The organism is Nocardiopsis sp. NPDC006198, from assembly GCF_040613895.1.
GTDB classification, from domain to species: Bacteria; Actinomycetota; Actinomycetes; order Streptosporangiales; family Streptosporangiaceae; genus Nocardiopsis; species Nocardiopsis tropica.
On record NZ_JBEXSY010000015.1, the window covers coordinates 100,187 to 114,844 of the forward strand.

The following is a 14,658-nucleotide window of genomic DNA, read 5'->3' on the forward strand; positions in this document are numbered from 1 at the left end:
CAGCCCGCCGACACTAAAGAAACAATCAGTTGCTTTTAGCGAGCTTACTGACGACCGGCTTGCACCGCAACGCCGCGCCGGGCGACAATCGGCACCCGAGCAGAGGACCAGGAGGTGGGCGCGGCGATGGCCGAGGGAAACACCGTCCGACCGACCGCACGGCGCCCCGGTGGCCGCAACGCGCGGGTGAGGGCGCAGATCCTCGCCGCGACCGCCGAGCTCGTGGCGCGCGACGGCATCACGGGCTTCCGCTACGAGGAGGTCGCCGAGTCCGCCGGCGTGCACAAGACCAGCGTCTACCGCAACTGGCCCGACCGCGAGGAGCTGGTGGTCGAAGCCCTGCTGCGCTATGCCGAGGACCTCGCCTCTGTCGCCGACACCGGCGACATCCACCGGGACCTGGTGGACTTCCTGGAGGCCCTCGCCGGCGGTCTGGAGACGCCGTTCGGCCGGACCCTCGAACAGGCCGTCCAACCCGCCCGCCAGGGCCCCACCGTCCAGGCGCTGACCAGGATCCTCGACCAGCGCGTGGCCGCCATGCAGCGGCGGGTGGACACCGCCGTGGAGCGGGGCGAGCTTCCCCCGGTCGACAGCTCCTTCCTCGGCGAGATGATCTCCGGCCCGGTGCACCTCATCGTCAACCGCGGCATGCGCACGTTCACCCGCGCGGACGCGGAGCGCATCGTCGGCGTGGTGCTCGCCGGCCTCCGGGCCACGGCTGCGCACACCTGAGCCGCCGCCCCGGCCGCGAGGTTCGGGCCGGGGGGCCGGAGCGCCCTTCGGCGGACGCCTCCGCTGCGGCGCGGCACCACACATTTGCGCAACACGGGGCCGAGTACGGTCCGGCGCATGCGTAGACAACTCCTCCTGCTCGGCGCCCTGTGCGCGCTCGCCGTACCCCTGTTCACCGCGGTCCCGGCGCAGGCGATCGTGGGCGGCACCGAGTCCACCCGCGCCTACTCCTTCATGGGCTCGTTCCAACCCTCCTATCCCGCTCCCCCGCGCGAGGACGGCCACGGATGCGGCGTCCTGCTCCTGGCCCCCCAGTGGGTGCTGACCGCCAGCCACTGCGCCGGCAAGAACCCGACCAACGCGAAGGTGGGCGTCCCCCAGGGCTGGAAGGTCCGGATCGGGTCGCTGGACAGCACCTCCGGAGGCGAGGTGGCCGAGGTCGACCACTACTACCGGCTGGCGACCGGCAACGACGAGGGCGGCTTCTGGGGCAGGGACCTCGCGCTGATGCACCTGGCGGCCCCGGTCGAGGCCGAACCCGTGCGGATCGCCCGGAGCACCCCGGCGCAGGGCTCACCGGCCAGGCTTCTGGGCTGGGGCATGACCTGTGACGACAGCGACGACCCGGCGTGCTACCCGAACCGGTTGCACGAGGCCGACACCGTGGTCCAGCCGGTCTCGGCGTGCGGGCCCACGGACCGCACCGACGAACTGTGCATCGGCAGCCGCGACGGCAGCGTCAACGCGGCCAACATGGACTCGGGCGGGCCCGCGCTGGTCCGCGAGGACGGTGAGTGGGCCGTGGCCGGCGTGGTCAGCGGCCCGAGCGGGGACGGCGCCCCGGTCTGGTTCACCGACGCCACCCTGCACACCGCGTGGATCGACGGCATCGTCGACGGCACCGACGTGCCCGCCGACGACGAGATCCCGGACGTGGAGGGGGCGGCGTACCTGGGCGGCTGCGCGGGCTCGGTGGTGCGCACCGCCTCCTCGCTCCCGGAGGACCCCGCGCTCATGCTGACCAACGGCCACTGCGTGCAGGAGGAGCGGCCCGCCCCGGGAAGCGCGCTGGTCGACCGCCCGGCCGACGGCGAGGTGCACATCGGCGACCCCCGGGGCTACCCGCAGGCCACCGCCCGGCTGGAGCGCCTGGTGTACGCGACGATGACCGGCACCGACGTCGCCCTCTACCGCCTGAACACGACCTACGGGCAGCTGGAGTCGGAGGGGGCCAAGGTCCTCGAACTGGCCTCCGACCCCGTGCGGCCGGGCGATCCGCTCAGCATGCTCGTCCCCTACACCCGTCTGGAGTGCTCGGCCGAAGCCGTGGTCCCGCACCTGCGCGAGGGCGGCTACGAGCAGGACGACGCGATCCGCTACGCCTCGGGCGGGGGCTGCGACGTCTCGCCGGGCATGTCCGGTTCGGCGCTGCTGGCCCCCGACGGCTCCACGGTGGTGGGGGTCCACAACACCCACAACCGGGACGGCGAGGAGTGCACCGACGACAACCCCTGTGAGGTGGACGGGGACGGGAACGTCACCTTCGGGCAGGGCCGCGCCTACGGCCAGCAGGTGCACATGGTCACCGACTGCCTGACCACCGGGTCCGAGCTGGACCTGGCGCAGCCGGACTGCACCCTCACCGGGGCTTCGCGCCCCTGAGCGACCCGTCCGGGTCGGGCGCACCCGCCGGTCCGCATCCGCGGCGGACCCGTCGGCGGACCCCCGGAGCCTCCCTCCGGCCGGGGTCCGCCGACGGTGCTTCCCGCGTCCCCGAAGGTCCCGGTCCTCACCCGGGGACTCGTCCCGAAAGCCATCGGCATGCTCGGCCGGGCGCTTGTGGCAGATGAGGAGAGAGCCGGATCGGCCACGGGCACCGACCCCGACAGCCGCCGGCTCTCCCCCGGCCGTGGCCCGGGCAGCCCCGGGAACCGCTACGCCCCCGGCCACGGCTCTCCGTGGTCTTTCAGCAGGAGCCCGGCCCCGAACAGGCGCTACCCGGCTACGCGGGCATGCCGGTCTCGGCCCCCAGGTAGGTCACGACCGGCGCACCCGTGTGTGGAGAGGTGTCGACGACGGCTTCGACCGCATAGACGGAGCGGATGAGCTCGGGCGTCAGCACAGCGGCGGGCGGCCCGGACGCCGCGACCTGACCGGCGTGCAGGACCGCGACCCGGTCGCAGTAGCGTGCGGCCAGGTTGAGGTCGTGAAGGGCGGTCACCACCGTCATGTCGAGCGAGCGGAGCAGGGTGAGGACTTCGAGCTGGTAACGGACGTCGAGGTGGTTGGTGGGCTCGTCCAACACGATCACTTCCGGCTGCTGCGCGAGCGCGCGGGCGAGCTGGGCGCGCTGCTGTTCACCGCCGGAGAGCGTTCGCCACGACCGGGATCGATACGCGCGCATCCCGGTGAGGGAGAGCGCGTGTTCGATCGCGGCACGATCCTCGCCGTCCAGTCCGGCGAAGGTGCTGCGGTACGGCGTTCTGCCGAGCGCCACGGCCTCGTCGACGGTGATGTCGGTGTGCACCTCGGGCGACTGTTCGACGATCGCCATCCGCCGGGCGACCGCGCGCCGGGGCAACGAGCGAACCGGTTCCCCGCCCAGGAGCACCGTCCCCGCATCCGGCCGCCGAAGCCCCGCCAGGATGCGCAGCAGTGAGGTCTTGCCGGCCCCGTTGGGCCCGAGCACGGCGAGCACCTCGTTCGAGCGCACCTCGATCGAGACCCCGTCGAGGATGCGTGTCCTGTCGACCGACCACGTGATGTCGTTCGCTGCCAGTGCCGTCATTGCCGAGCCGCCTTGCGCAGAACGATCGCGAACATCGGCGCACCGAGCAGCGCCGTGATCACCCCCACCGGGATGTCGTGCGGCGAGAACGCCGAGCGGGCGAAGGTGTCGACCCACACCAGGAAGATCGCTCCGCCGAGCCCCGAGAGGGGAAGCAGTAGGCGATGCGTGGGCCCGGCCAGCAGACGCACGATGTGCGGCACGAGCAGCCCGATGAACCCGATCGCCCCGGACGCCGCGACGGCCGCCGCCGTGATGAGCGCGGTGAGGACCATGAGCGCCACCCGTGCCAGGGTCACGTTGATCCCGAGCGAGGAAGCGGTGTCCCAGCCGAAGGTGAACGCGTCCAGGGCCGGCGCGAGGAACAGGCAGCCGACGGCTCCGAGCACGATGACGGCGGACGCCACGATCAGCGGCTCCCAGCGCGCACCCCCGAGTGAGCCGAGCAGCCAGTAGGTGAAGCCCCGGGTGGCGTCCGCGTCGCCGTCGAGCATCAGCACGAGCGAGGTGATCGCCGAGAAGAACTGCGACACGAGCACACCGGTGAGCACCACGCGGGCGGGGTTCGAGACGCGTCCGCCCCCGATGAGGAACAGCACGATCGCGAAGGCGACCAGCGCGCCGGCGAAGGCGCCCGTCGAGAGGGTCACCGCGCCCGAGCCGAGCCCGAGGACCATGACCGAGACCGCCCCGGTGGACGCCCCGGAGGAGACCCCGAGCAAGTACGGTTCGGCGAGCGGGTTGCGGGTGACCGACTGCAGCACCGCGCCCGAGACCGAGAGTCCGAGCCCGACCACGGCGGCGAGGAGCACACGTGGCAGACGCGACTCCCAGACGAGGGCGTCGATGAGCGGCGGCGCCGGCGCAACGGGGGCGAGGGCGCCCAGCCCGATGTTGCGCAGGATGATCCCGAGCACGTCGAGCGCCCCGATGTTCGCCGTGCCGACGAAGGCCGCGACGATGATCGACGCGCACAGCGCGACGATGAAGGCGCCGACGATGAGGGACGAGCGCAGCCTGCCCGGTGCGCGTGTCGGGGAGACCGCGGCATCGTCTGCCGTCGCTCGCGCCGCCAGGGGATCGGCTCCGGGAAGCGCGCCCGTGTCGCGCGAGCCGGTCTGTGAGGGATCGGTGAGTTTCGTCATCTTCGCGCGAACACCACGACATCGTCGTAGTACCGCCAGATGACACCGGTTTCGGCGAAGCCGGCGGTGCCGAGCGCTTGCAGGTGCAGCTCGAGCGGCGCGTGCGGTGTGGGCGGGCGGTCGGCGAAGCGGCGCTCGCGCTCGGCGTGGTGCTGTCCGAACGCGTCGTCCGCGACGGCGTCCGCCCACCACTCGTCCCAGGTCTGCACGCCCTGCGCGTGCGCGTCGTGCTGGGTGCGTTCGTCGTCGGCGGCCGCCGCCTCGGTGAGGAAGGGCTGCGAGCGCGGGTCGTAGCGCAGGTGGTCGGCGTTCATGAAGACACCGTCGGCGGGGAGCAGGGCCCCCAGGGCGTCGTAGACGGCGACGAGCTGCGCCGGCTCCAGCCAGTGGAGCGCGGTCGACGAGACGGCGACGTGCACGGGCCCGTCGGGGAGCTGAGCCCTCCAGCCGGGCGCTGCCAGATCGACGTCGAGGGGCGTGAAGCGTGAACCGTGGCGTCGGCCGAGCCAGGAGCCCGCGATCGCGAGCAGCACCGGGTCGTAGTCGACTCCGATCACCCGGGCGCCCGGGAACCGGTCGAGGACGCGCTGCGAGAGGCTGCCGGGGCCGCACGCCAGATCGAGGACGGTCATGCCGGTTCCGTCGGTCTCGAACTCGTCCGAGGAGGCGCACATCCGCGTGATGACGTCGAGCATGATCTCGAACCTCTGCTCGCGGTGGGTGATGTACGCCGCCTGCTGGTCGTCCCAGGCGCGGATGAGCCGGTCGAGGGCGTTCGTGTTCGTCATTACTCGATCTCCATGTCGATGAGGCCCTGCGCGACGGTCGGGACGGCCTGCACGCTGTGGACCGACGGGTCCATGTGCTGTCCGGGCACGACGATGAAGCGGTCGTTGACGACGGCGTCCATGGTCGAGGTCAGCGGGTCGTTCTTGAGGAACTCGATCTTCTCCTCGGCCGTGTCACCGGGGTATCCGCGGCTCAGGTCGGCGAGCACGAGCACGTCGGGGTTGCGCGCGGCGACCTCGTCCCAGCTGACCTCCGGCCATTTGGTCGAGGCGTCGCTGAAGGCGTTCTCGGCGCCGAGCATCTCGGTCACGGTCTGCGGGAGCCCGCCGGGCCCCGCGACCGAGGGGGTCGAAGAGGACGACGCGGTCGAGTAGAACCAGACCAGGCTCGGCGTGCCCTCGATCTGTTCGGCGATCTCGAGCCCCTCGTCGACCACGGCCTGCTGCTCGGCGACGAGCTCTTCGCCGGCGTCGGGCACGTCGAAGACCTCGGCAATGGTCTCGATCTCGTCGAACAGCATCTCGAAGGTCGCGCCGCCCTCGACGGCCTCGTGGTAGGTGCAGTCGAACTCGCTCAGGTAGGTCGGGACGCCGAGTTCGTGGAGTTCGGCGCGCTCACCGGCGTTCTCTGCGGTGAGGAACGAGGCGAACGACGAGTAGACGAAGTCGGGCTGCGCCTCCAGCAGGGTCTCGTGCTTGAGCAGGCCGTCCGTGAGCAGGGGGATGCCCTCGTAGGCGTCGGCGATGTCGCTCGGGACGGGATCGGTCTCGTACGAGGTGCCTGCCATGCGATCGGCGAGGCCGAGCCGGATCATGATCTCGGTGGCCGACTGGTTCAGCGAGACCGCGCGCTCGGGAGCCTGCTCGACGGTCACCTCGGTGTCGCAGTTCTCGACGCTGAGGGGGTAGGGGGTCGCTCCCCCGTCCGCTGCCGCCGTGGAGCCGGTTTCGGGGACGGCCGCCGTCGCGCAGCCGGCCAGGGCGAGAGTCGATGCGACCCCGACGGTTCTGATAATGATTTTCAATTTCATGACCGTAGGTTACAGTGCCTCTGCCACCAGCCTGTACTCCACTGCGTGACGGCCGAGGAGGCGCCCGCGGACCGCCTTCGGACCCTCGGCCCGTGTCCCGCGACGGTGCCGCGCCGTCGTCAGGACTCCCCGGTGGGGCGACGGCGCGCTTTCCCGCCACCACCGGTTCGACCTTCTCGGCGCCGGTTCGGCCGGGGGTCGGGCCGTGGTCGACGCGGCCCCGGCTCCGCCCGGGCAGGGTCCCGCCGGCGGCGAGGGCCGGCCCCCCGCCCCGGCCCTCGCCGCCGGTACACCGCACCGCAAACAGACGTTCTGCCCGTCTTGTGGCGACACGGCACTACACATAGCATCAGGGCGACCTCACCGGGTCACCAGAGAGATCAGCACCCTCACCCCAGGGAGACCCCCATGCTGAGACGCATCCTCACACCCCTCCTCATCGCGCTGAGCGCCCTGGCGCTGACGCTGGTGGGCGCCGTACCGGCCTCCGCGGAACCCGCGGATCAGGTCCAGCCCCTGCGCCAGACCACCCTGTACTACGACGCGAGCCAGTCCGCGGAGTACGCCTCCGCCGTCGCCTCGGCCGTGGGCGTGTGGAACTCCAGCGTCAACAACGTCCGCCTGGAGCCGGCCCCCGCCGGGCGGCGGGCCGAGATCCGCATCATCGCCGACGACGGCTGGCCCCGCGCCCACCTGGGCCCGGTGCGCCCGGGCGGGCAGGTCACCGTCTGGATGGGCCGCCAGGGCACCGCCCAGGGCTACGACGCGGTGCGCATCGCCGCGCACGAGCTCGGCCACAGCCTGGGCCTGCCCGACGTCAAGCCCGGCCCGTGCTCCTCGCTGATGTCGGGCTCCACCGGCGGTGTGAACTGCACCGTCCGCGCCCCCAACGCCTCCGAGCGCGCGCGGGTCGAGGCCAACTACGGCGGCGGCCTGGCGGGGCAGCGCGCCGCCGACGGGCGGCTCCTGGTCGACCGCTTCTGACCGGGCACACCGGATCGGCGGTCACCGGCCTCCGGCACCGACCCTCACCAGGGGTCGGCGCCGGAGGCTCACCGCTTCCGCCGCACCCGCGTGGGACCGGTCGCCGACGCTCCGGTCCCCCGGCCTCCACTCCCCCGTTCCGGGCCGGAACCGCGATGTGATCAGCCCCGGTGCGGCCGATCCGGCGAGCCGTCGGCGAGTGCGCGCACCTCGGCGGCGACGGTGCGCCACACCGGTGCGGGGATGTCGTGGCCGACGCCCGGCAGGGCGACCAGGCGCGCGCCGGGGACGCGGGAGGCGATCGCGGCGGCGGCGTTCGGCCGGATCAGGGGGTCGTCCCTGCCGTGCAGCACCAGTGTGGGGGCCGTGATCGTGCTGATCGCCGGGCCGTGCCACTGGGCTCCGATCTGACGGCTCTGCGCCCGGGTGTCGCGGGTGCCGGAGTCGGCGAGGCGTTCGGCCTTCGCCCGCTCCTCCCGCTCGTCGAAGGGCCGGGCGGGTGAGGCGCAGAACCGGGCGATGGCCAGGCCGGCCCGGACGGTGCCCTCCTCGGTGTCGGGAAAGCGCATCCGGCTGAGCCTGGCGACGGCGGGGACGCGGATGTAGCGCAGGACGCCCAGCCCCGCCGCGTCCGCGGGGACCGCCGACATGGAGGTCAGGGTGCGGACACGGCCCGGGTGGCGGATCGCGACGCGTTGCGCCACGGCGCCGCCGAGGGACACGCCGAGCAGGTGGGCCGTCTCCCAGCCGAGCTCGTCGAGCACGGCGACGGCGTCGTCGGCCATGTCCTCGGCCGTGTAGGCCTCGCCGCGTCTGCCCAGCAGGGCGGTGGCGGGCAGGCGGGTCCTCGTCGGCGGCAGGTGCGTCGACTCGCCGGCGTCGCGGTGGTCGTAGCGGGCGACCGAGAAGCCGTGCTCGGCCAGGATCCGGCACAGGCCGTCCGGCCACCACCGCCGGCTGACGCCCATGCCCATGACGAGCAGGAGCGGCTCGCCCCCGTCCGCGCCGGCCCACGTGTCGCAGGCCAGTCGGACGTCGCCGTTGCGTGCCCACCGGGTCGGTGTCCACGGTCGTCGGTCCATGCTCCCACTCCTCACAATACTGCGATCAGTGTTCTCGGTATTAGGATAGGGGGCGTCGCAACAGGAGTGGAACGGGGACCGATGGCCGAGGAACCGACGACCGTGTGGAACCGCCCCGAACGGGGTGCACGCGGTCCCGCGCCGGAGCGCAGCCGGGCACAGATCACAGCCGCCGCGATCGAGCTGGCGGACAGGGGCGGCCTCGCGGCGGTGTCCATGCGCCAGGTGGCCGGACAGCTCGGCACGGGACCGGCCTCGCTGTACCGCTACATGTCCACCCGGGCCGACCTCCTCGACCTCATGGCGGACGCCGCCGCCGCGGAGATCGACCTCGGCGTCCCGTTGAGCGGGGACCCGGTCGAGGACCTGGCCGCCCTCGCCGGCCGCGCCAAGCAGGTCCACCTGCGCCACCCGTGGCTGCTCGACCTGCCCGCGGAACCCGCACTGGGCCCCCGGGGCATGGACTACCTGGAGTACGCACTGCGCGCACTGGCGCCGACGCCGCTGTCCTCCCCCGCCCGGCTGGAGACCGTCGGGGTGCTGAACGGACTGGTGACCCTGTTCGCCCGCACCGAGCTCCAGCGCCGGAACGCGCCCACCGGCCCCCGACGGGCGCACGCCTCCCACCTGGCCTCCGCGGCGACCGCGGAACGGCATCCGCTCCTGCTGGCCGCGCTGGCGGACGGTCCCGGCGCCGAAGCGCCCCAGGACACGCACACCCTGTTCGAGCGGGTGGTGCGCCGGGTGCTCACCGGGCTCGTCGGCAACCCCTGAACCGCCCGCGGGCGCCCGGGGCGGTCCCGGCCGCACCGGCACCTGCGCCCCTTCCGCGGCTCAACGGCCGTGGACGGCCGACGTGTCCCCGACAGGTCGCGGCAGCCCTCCGGGGAGCGCAGGGGTTCCCCGCGCGTACCCGCCCCCGCCGGGCCGGCCGGGAGCGCCCGACCGGCCCGGCGCGCCGCGTCCGCGCGGTGGGACCTCATCCGGTGGCGGACACCACGTGCAGGGGCCGGGCACGCAGGGCCGCGGCGACCGGCGCCAGGTTCGCCGACAGGCCCAGCGCCAGGACCGCCGAGGCGAGGAGGGCGTACCGCCCCGGGGCGACGGACAGGACCACCGTGTCACCGGTGAAGGCGTACCCGGAGGCCGCGAGCCCGGCCAGCGCGGCCGCGGTCCCCAGGGCCACCGCCGCCGACGACACCGCCAGCGCCTCGGCGGCGACCATGCCCGCGACCTGTCCCCTGGAGGCCCCCACCAGGCGCAGCAGGGCGAAGCGCCCCTTCCGCGCCGCCACGGAGACGACGAGTGTGTTGACCGCGCCGATCCCGGCGAAGCCCGCCACCACGGCCACCATCAGGTAGGTGATCCAGTCGTCGCCCTCCCCCTGGGCCGCCACGTCGGCCAGGTGGCCGGGCCGGTCGGTGACCAGGATTCCGGGCCCGGCGTCGATCGCCCCCTCCAGCCGGCGCGCGACCGCGGCGGGGTCGGCCCCGGGGTCCAGCGTGACGTAGACGGCGCTCTCCATCGCGTCCAGCATCCGGGGGGCGAGCACCTGCCGGGGGAGCAGGACCTCGGGGAAGTCGAGCCCCGCCTCGTAGAGAACCGCCACCCGGGCCCGGATCAGCTGCCCGTCGGGCCCGGAGAGTGTGACGGTGTCGCCCACCCGCCAGCCCTCCTGCCCCGCCGTCCCGGCGTCGAGTGCGACCCCGTCGGCGTCGAACGCCTCCCACGCACCCTGTTCCGCGTCGATCCGGTAGAGGTCCGCCACGGTCCCGGGGTCGACGAGGTAGGTCGTCAGGGAAGCGCCGGTGCCGGCCGTGACCGTCTGCCGGAACCCTCCTGCGGCGGACACCCCGGGAACCCCGGCGGCTGTTTCCGCCGCGGTCTCGGGAAGCCCGACCCCCACGGAGCCGGACACCACCAGGTCGGCGGCGAGGCGCTCCCCGTAGGAGTGCATGCGTGCCTCGCTCGTGGTCGGCCCCTGGAACAGCAGTACACAGGCGACGGCGGTGGTCACCATGAGCGGCGTCATCACACCCGCCACCCGGCGCGTGTCGGCGTACGCCTCCCTGTGCACCAGGAAGGGCACCGATCCCCTCGACGCCAGCGGACCCGCCAGGCGCAGCACGCCCCGGACGAGGACCGGGGCGAGCAGGGCCGCCGCCAGGACGAGGACCATCGAGGCGGCGAGCGCCGCCACCACCGCCCCCCGGCTCCCCGCCGCCGCCCATGCCACGGCGAGCAGCGCCACGGCCCCGCCCAGGACCACACCGCCCAGGGCGACCCGCACCCGTGACGGGGGCGCGGACGCGACCTGGGCCGCGCGCATGGCCTCGACCGGCGCCGTCCGCCCCGCCGCACGCGCGGGCGCCCAGGAGGCCAACAGCGGCACGGCCAGTGCCAGAACCGTTCCGGCGGCGAGGGCGGGCAGCCCCACCTCCGGCTCGAACCCCGGCGGGAGCACCCCCATGGCCTCGAAGAACCGGGCCATGAGCAACGCCAGAAGCGCACCCGCCACCCACGAGAGCACCGCGGCGACGGCGCCCAGGACCAGGGCCTCACCGAGGACCAGGCGCCGGACGAGCCCGGGCCCGGCCCCGGCCAGGCGCAGCAGGGCGAATTCCCGGACGCGGTTGCGCACCGTCGTGGTGAGCAGGCCGGCGACCATGACGGCGGCCACCGCCAGCACGAGTCCGGACACCGTGCCCAGGAACCTCCCCATGCCCGAGGCCAGCTCGCGGCCGGTCCGGCCCGGTGCGAGCGCCTCGCTCCGCTCGACCCCGGTCAACACCCTGACCTGCGGGACCTCCTCCCGGATCGCCTCGGCGAGCCGGGAGGGGTCCGCCCCCTCCCGGGGCCACACCGCTGCCAGGACCGGGTCCCCGCCCCGCGCGGCGGCCTCGCCCGGCGTGAAGAAGACGCCCCGGTCCTGCCCGCCGGCCGTGTCGCGGTCCACGATCCCGGTGACGAGCACCGTGGCGGTGCCCTCGGGGGTGAGAACCCGGGTGCGGTCACCGGGGGCCACACCCGCGTCGGCCGCGGTCCCGGCGTCGAGCGCAACCTCCCCCTGCGCCCCGGGCGGCAACCCCTGGGCGAGCGTGAGGGGCTCGGCCCCGGCGAGCGCCCACGAGTGCCCCCAGGAGCGCTGCGTCTGATCCCCCAGCGTGCGCTCGTCGGTCACCACGTAGGCGGGGAAGGGCGCCTCCACCTCCGTCTCCGCGACCCCGGGGACCCCTGCCAGCGCTTCCACGGTCGCGGGGGGCAGTCGCGCGGGCTCCCCGGAGGGCGTCGCGGTGAGGCCCGCGTCCTCCGGGACGGCCACCACGACGATCGGCGGCTCCGAGAGCCGCCAGGGAACACCCGCCCCCTCGGCGGCCACCCGGTCGGCCGAACCCTGCAGGGACAGGGCGGCCACGGCCAGCCCCGCCCCCAGGGCCACGGTCAGGACGGACAGGACGAGTGGGCGCGCCCGGTCGGCCACGCCCCGCAGCACGAGCCTGATCACACGGACTCCAAGCGCCTGATCCGCTCCAGCACGGTGTCCGGGGCGGGGTTGGGCAGTTCGTCCTCGATGCCGCCGTCGCGGAGGAAGAGCACCCGGTCGGCGCGCGCCGCGGCCACCGGGTCGTGGGTGACCATGACGACGGTCTGGCCGTGCTCGGACACCGCACGCCGCAGAGCCTCCAGGACCTGGCCGCCGGAGCGGGAGTCGAGGTTGCCGGTGGGCTCGTCCGCGAAGAGCACGCTCGGCCGGTGCAGCAGCGCACGCGCCACGGCGACCCGCTGCTGCTGCCCTCCGGACAGTTCGGCGGGCCGGTGACGGAGCCGGCCCTCCAGGCCGAGCGAGTCCACGAGTCCGGCCAGCCGGGCCTTGTCCGGGGGCAGGCCGGCCAGGCGCTGCCCGAGGGTGATGTTCTCCTCCGCGTCGAGCACGGGGAGGAGGTTGAAGGACTGGAACACGAAGCCGAACGCGCGTGCGCGCAACCGTGTCAGGTCCTTCTCGGAGAGGCCCATGATGTCCCGCCCCTCCACCAGCACCGCGCCGGCGTCGGGGCGCTCCAGTCCGGCCGCGCAGTGCAGGAGGGTGCTCTTCCCCGATCCGGAGGGTCCCATGATCGCGGTGAACCCCCCTCGGGGGAAGACGACGTCCACCCCTCTCAGGGCATGGACGGGAACGACTCCCCGGGAATAGGTCTTGGTCAGTCCCGTGATCCGCAGGACCGTCGGATCATCCTTTTCTTTTCCGTATGGCCGATCGTGGGCGCCGATCCCCTTTTTCGAGGATCGACGCCCTCCATTTGTGCCCATGCCGATGTTCCGATCGCTTGCGCGGGTCGCAGGACCCGGGTGCGCCCTGTCGCCCACTCAAGGAAAGTCAAACAAAGCGGGCCGCGAACGTCACTGGCCCTGGTGGGAGTGGTCGGGTAGAGAAACCTCGACCACCGGTGGCGACCTTTCTTCCCACCGTTGGGGGGTCGTCCGGTTCCCCCTCTCCCGGTGGCCGTGGGACCGTGCGAGGCACGTCGGAGAGAATCGGCATCAGCGTCGCCGCACCTCCCCCGGATGCGAATTCCACACGAGCATGTGAGGAGACGGATCCGCCTAACGTGAACAACCCCCAGGGGTCCCTTTCACCCTCCCCGAGATCCCCCCGAAGGGGCCTGGGAATCGAGAGGAGACGAAGACGGATCGCGCGGGGGCGTTGACCGGCTGGACGGACGGCCCGATGGGGGAAGCGCTCCGCCGCGGTCGGGACGCCTTCCGGCGCGGCGCCGGGCAGGAAGGCGGCTGCGGTGGGGCGGTGGGGCGACAGCGTCCCGGCGCCCGGCAGGACGGCCCGGGCGGCGCGCACCCGCTTCAGCCCCCCGGCAGTACTTCGCCCCGACGCACAGCGGCCGGGTACCGGCCGTTCACCCCGCGTCCGTCCGGGGCCGCAGGCCGAGCAGGACGTCCTGGACGAGGTCGGCGCTGCGCCTGACCGCATCGTCGCCGAAGCCCAGGAAGTGCCGGTAGTGGACCGGCGCGTAGAAGAGGTCGACCATCACGTCGGTGGGCACGTCGGAGCGGAGCTGCCCGGCGGCGACGGCGGAATCCAGGCGGGCACGGCACTCCGCGATGCTGGGCTCGAGGATCGTCTCGCGGAACGCCTTCATCAGCGCGGCGTCGTTCTGCGCCTCGGCCATGACGCCCTTGAAGGCCTCGCTGATCCTGCCGGTGACCAGTCTCTGGCTCACCGCGGTGATCTGGGTCGTGAGGTCGGCGGCGATGTCCCCGGTGTCGGGGAAGGCGAAGTCGTCGCCGAGCTCCTCGTTCATCGCCTCCAGCACCACCGCGCCCTTGGAGCCCCACCAGCGGTAGATCGTGGGCTTGCCCACGCCGGCCTGGGCGGCGATGCCCTCGATGGTCACCTTCGCGAAGCCCTTGCGGCTCACCAGGTCGAACGCCGCGTCGAGGATCGCCCGGCGGGCGCGCTCGCTACGCCGTTCACTGTTCGGGGCAGAGGTCATGGGCCACATCCTACCGCCCGCGTGACGTTACGTTTCGTTTTGACAAGTCGCCTTGGATGACTTAGCTTCCATGGCGTTACGAAACGTTCCGTAACGCCATCGTTCGGGCCCGGTTCCGGGCACCGCCGAGACAGGGGAGAAGCATGTCCAGCGAAGAGGGATCGGCCACCGTGGGGCACGTCGAGAAGATCGCGACCACGCCGGACTGGTACGCGCCGTACCGGATATCGCAGGCCGTCCGGGCCGGGGGCTTCGTGTACGTGTCCGGACAGGCGGGCTTCGAGGAGGACGGGACGACCGTCGAGGGCGGTTTCCTGGAGCAGGGGCGGCAGGCGTTCCGGAACGTCGGACGGGTGCTGGAGGCGGCCGGCCTGGCCTTCACGGACGTGGTCAAGGTCGGCATCTTCGTCCGGGACATGGCGACGAACCTCCCGCACGTGATCACACTGCGCGGCGAGTTCCTGTCCGAGCCCTACCCCGCCGACACCCTCGTCGAGGTCGTCTCACTGGCCCAGCCCGACTGGCAGATCGAGGTCGAGGTCATCGCGCTGGACCGGAGCACCGCACGAACGCCGGGGTCGTGACAGAACATCGGCGCGGG

13 protein-coding genes are annotated in these 14,658 nt (G+C 73.3%); 5 read left to right on the top strand and 8 right to left on the bottom strand.

Annotation, left to right across the window (positions count from 1 at the left end; all coding sequences use genetic code 11):
- Positions 1–126 precede the first annotated feature (126 nt).
- Both ABZ234_RS13240 and ABZ234_RS13245 read left to right on the top strand, forming a co-directional pair.
- Positions 127–732 (top strand): TetR/AcrR family transcriptional regulator, encoded by a 606-nt coding sequence (locus ABZ234_RS13240; protein ID WP_355012164.1) that lies wholly within the window; start codon positions 127–129, stop codon positions 730–732.
- Positions 733–849: 117 nt separating this feature from the next.
- Positions 850–2,394: a trypsin-like serine protease gene (locus ABZ234_RS13245; protein ID WP_355012165.1), complete on the top strand. Its 1,545-nt coding sequence runs from the start codon at positions 850–852 to the stop codon at positions 2,392–2,394.
- 340 nt (positions 2,395–2,734) lie between these two features.
- Here the strand turns inward: ABZ234_RS13245 and ABZ234_RS13250 are convergent, their stop codons facing one another.
- Genes ABZ234_RS13250 through ABZ234_RS13265 form a run of 4 tightly spaced genes read right to left on the bottom strand, consistent with a single transcriptional unit; the run spans position 2,735 to position 6,484 of the window.
- Entirely contained in the window at positions 2,735–3,520 is a 786-nt protein-coding gene (locus ABZ234_RS13250; RefSeq protein ID WP_355012166.1) for an ABC transporter ATP-binding protein, read from the bottom strand.
- Positions 3,517–4,665, bottom strand: a complete 1,149-nt coding sequence (locus ABZ234_RS13255; RefSeq protein ID WP_355012167.1) for an iron chelate uptake ABC transporter family permease subunit — start codon at positions 4,663–4,665, stop codon at positions 3,517–3,519. The genes ABZ234_RS13250 and ABZ234_RS13255 overlap by 4 nt, the downstream gene beginning before the upstream one ends.
- Positions 4,662–5,453, bottom strand: coding sequence for a class I SAM-dependent methyltransferase (locus ABZ234_RS13260; RefSeq protein ID WP_355012168.1), 792 nt, complete (start codon positions 5,451–5,453; stop codon positions 4,662–4,664). Before ABZ234_RS13260 ends, ABZ234_RS13255 begins: the two co-directional genes overlap by 4 nt.
- Positions 5,453–6,484, bottom strand: coding sequence for an ABC transporter substrate-binding protein (locus ABZ234_RS13265; RefSeq protein ID WP_355012169.1), 1,032 nt, complete (start codon positions 6,482–6,484; stop codon positions 5,453–5,455). The genes ABZ234_RS13260 and ABZ234_RS13265 overlap by 1 nt, the downstream gene beginning before the upstream one ends.
- A 408-nt stretch (positions 6,485–6,892) precedes the next feature.
- Here ABZ234_RS13265 and ABZ234_RS13270 point away from each other — a divergent pair, with 408 nt between their 5' ends.
- A complete protein-coding gene (locus ABZ234_RS13270) occupies positions 6,893–7,468 on the top strand; it encodes a snapalysin family zinc-dependent metalloprotease (RefSeq protein WP_267944899.1) in 576 nt (191 codons plus the stop codon).
- A gap of 161 nt (positions 7,469–7,629) precedes the next feature.
- Here ABZ234_RS13270 and ABZ234_RS13275 read toward each other — a convergent pair whose 3' ends face one another.
- Complete coding sequence (locus ABZ234_RS13275; RefSeq protein ID WP_355012170.1) at positions 7,630–8,550, bottom strand: alpha/beta fold hydrolase; 921 nt, start codon at positions 8,548–8,550, stop codon at positions 7,630–7,632.
- A gap of 81 nt (positions 8,551–8,631) precedes the next feature.
- Here ABZ234_RS13275 and ABZ234_RS13280 point away from each other — a divergent pair, with 81 nt between their 5' ends.
- Positions 8,632–9,324 (top strand): TetR/AcrR family transcriptional regulator, encoded by a 693-nt coding sequence (locus ABZ234_RS13280; protein WP_355012171.1) that lies wholly within the window; start codon positions 8,632–8,634, stop codon positions 9,322–9,324.
- A 205-nt stretch (positions 9,325–9,529) separates the two neighbouring features.
- On the opposite strand, the gene ABZ234_RS13285 is transcribed toward ABZ234_RS13280, so the two are convergent.
- From ABZ234_RS13285 to ABZ234_RS13295, 3 genes are all read right to left on the bottom strand, one after another.
- Positions 9,530–12,055 (bottom strand): FtsX-like permease family protein, encoded by a 2,526-nt coding sequence (locus ABZ234_RS13285; protein WP_355012172.1) that lies wholly within the window; start codon positions 12,053–12,055, stop codon positions 9,530–9,532.
- A complete protein-coding gene (locus tag ABZ234_RS13290; protein ID WP_355012200.1) occupies positions 12,052–12,711 on the bottom strand; it encodes an ABC transporter ATP-binding protein in 660 nt (219 codons plus the stop codon). The genes ABZ234_RS13285 and ABZ234_RS13290 overlap by 4 nt, the downstream gene beginning before the upstream one ends.
- A 749-nt stretch (positions 12,712–13,460) precedes the next feature.
- Positions 13,461–14,057 carry a TetR/AcrR family transcriptional regulator gene (locus ABZ234_RS13295; protein WP_355012173.1) on the bottom strand — a complete coding sequence of 199 codons (597 nt, stop codon included), beginning with the start codon at positions 14,055–14,057 and terminating at the stop codon, positions 13,461–13,463.
- 143 nt (positions 14,058–14,200) lie between these two features.
- Here ABZ234_RS13295 and ABZ234_RS13300 point away from each other — a divergent pair, with 143 nt between their 5' ends.
- The gene (locus ABZ234_RS13300; RefSeq protein ID WP_355012174.1) at positions 14,201–14,641 is read left to right on the top strand and encodes a RidA family protein; all 441 of its coding nucleotides are present in this window, start codon (positions 14,201–14,203) and stop codon (positions 14,639–14,641) included.
- Positions 14,642–14,658 lie beyond the last annotated feature (17 nt).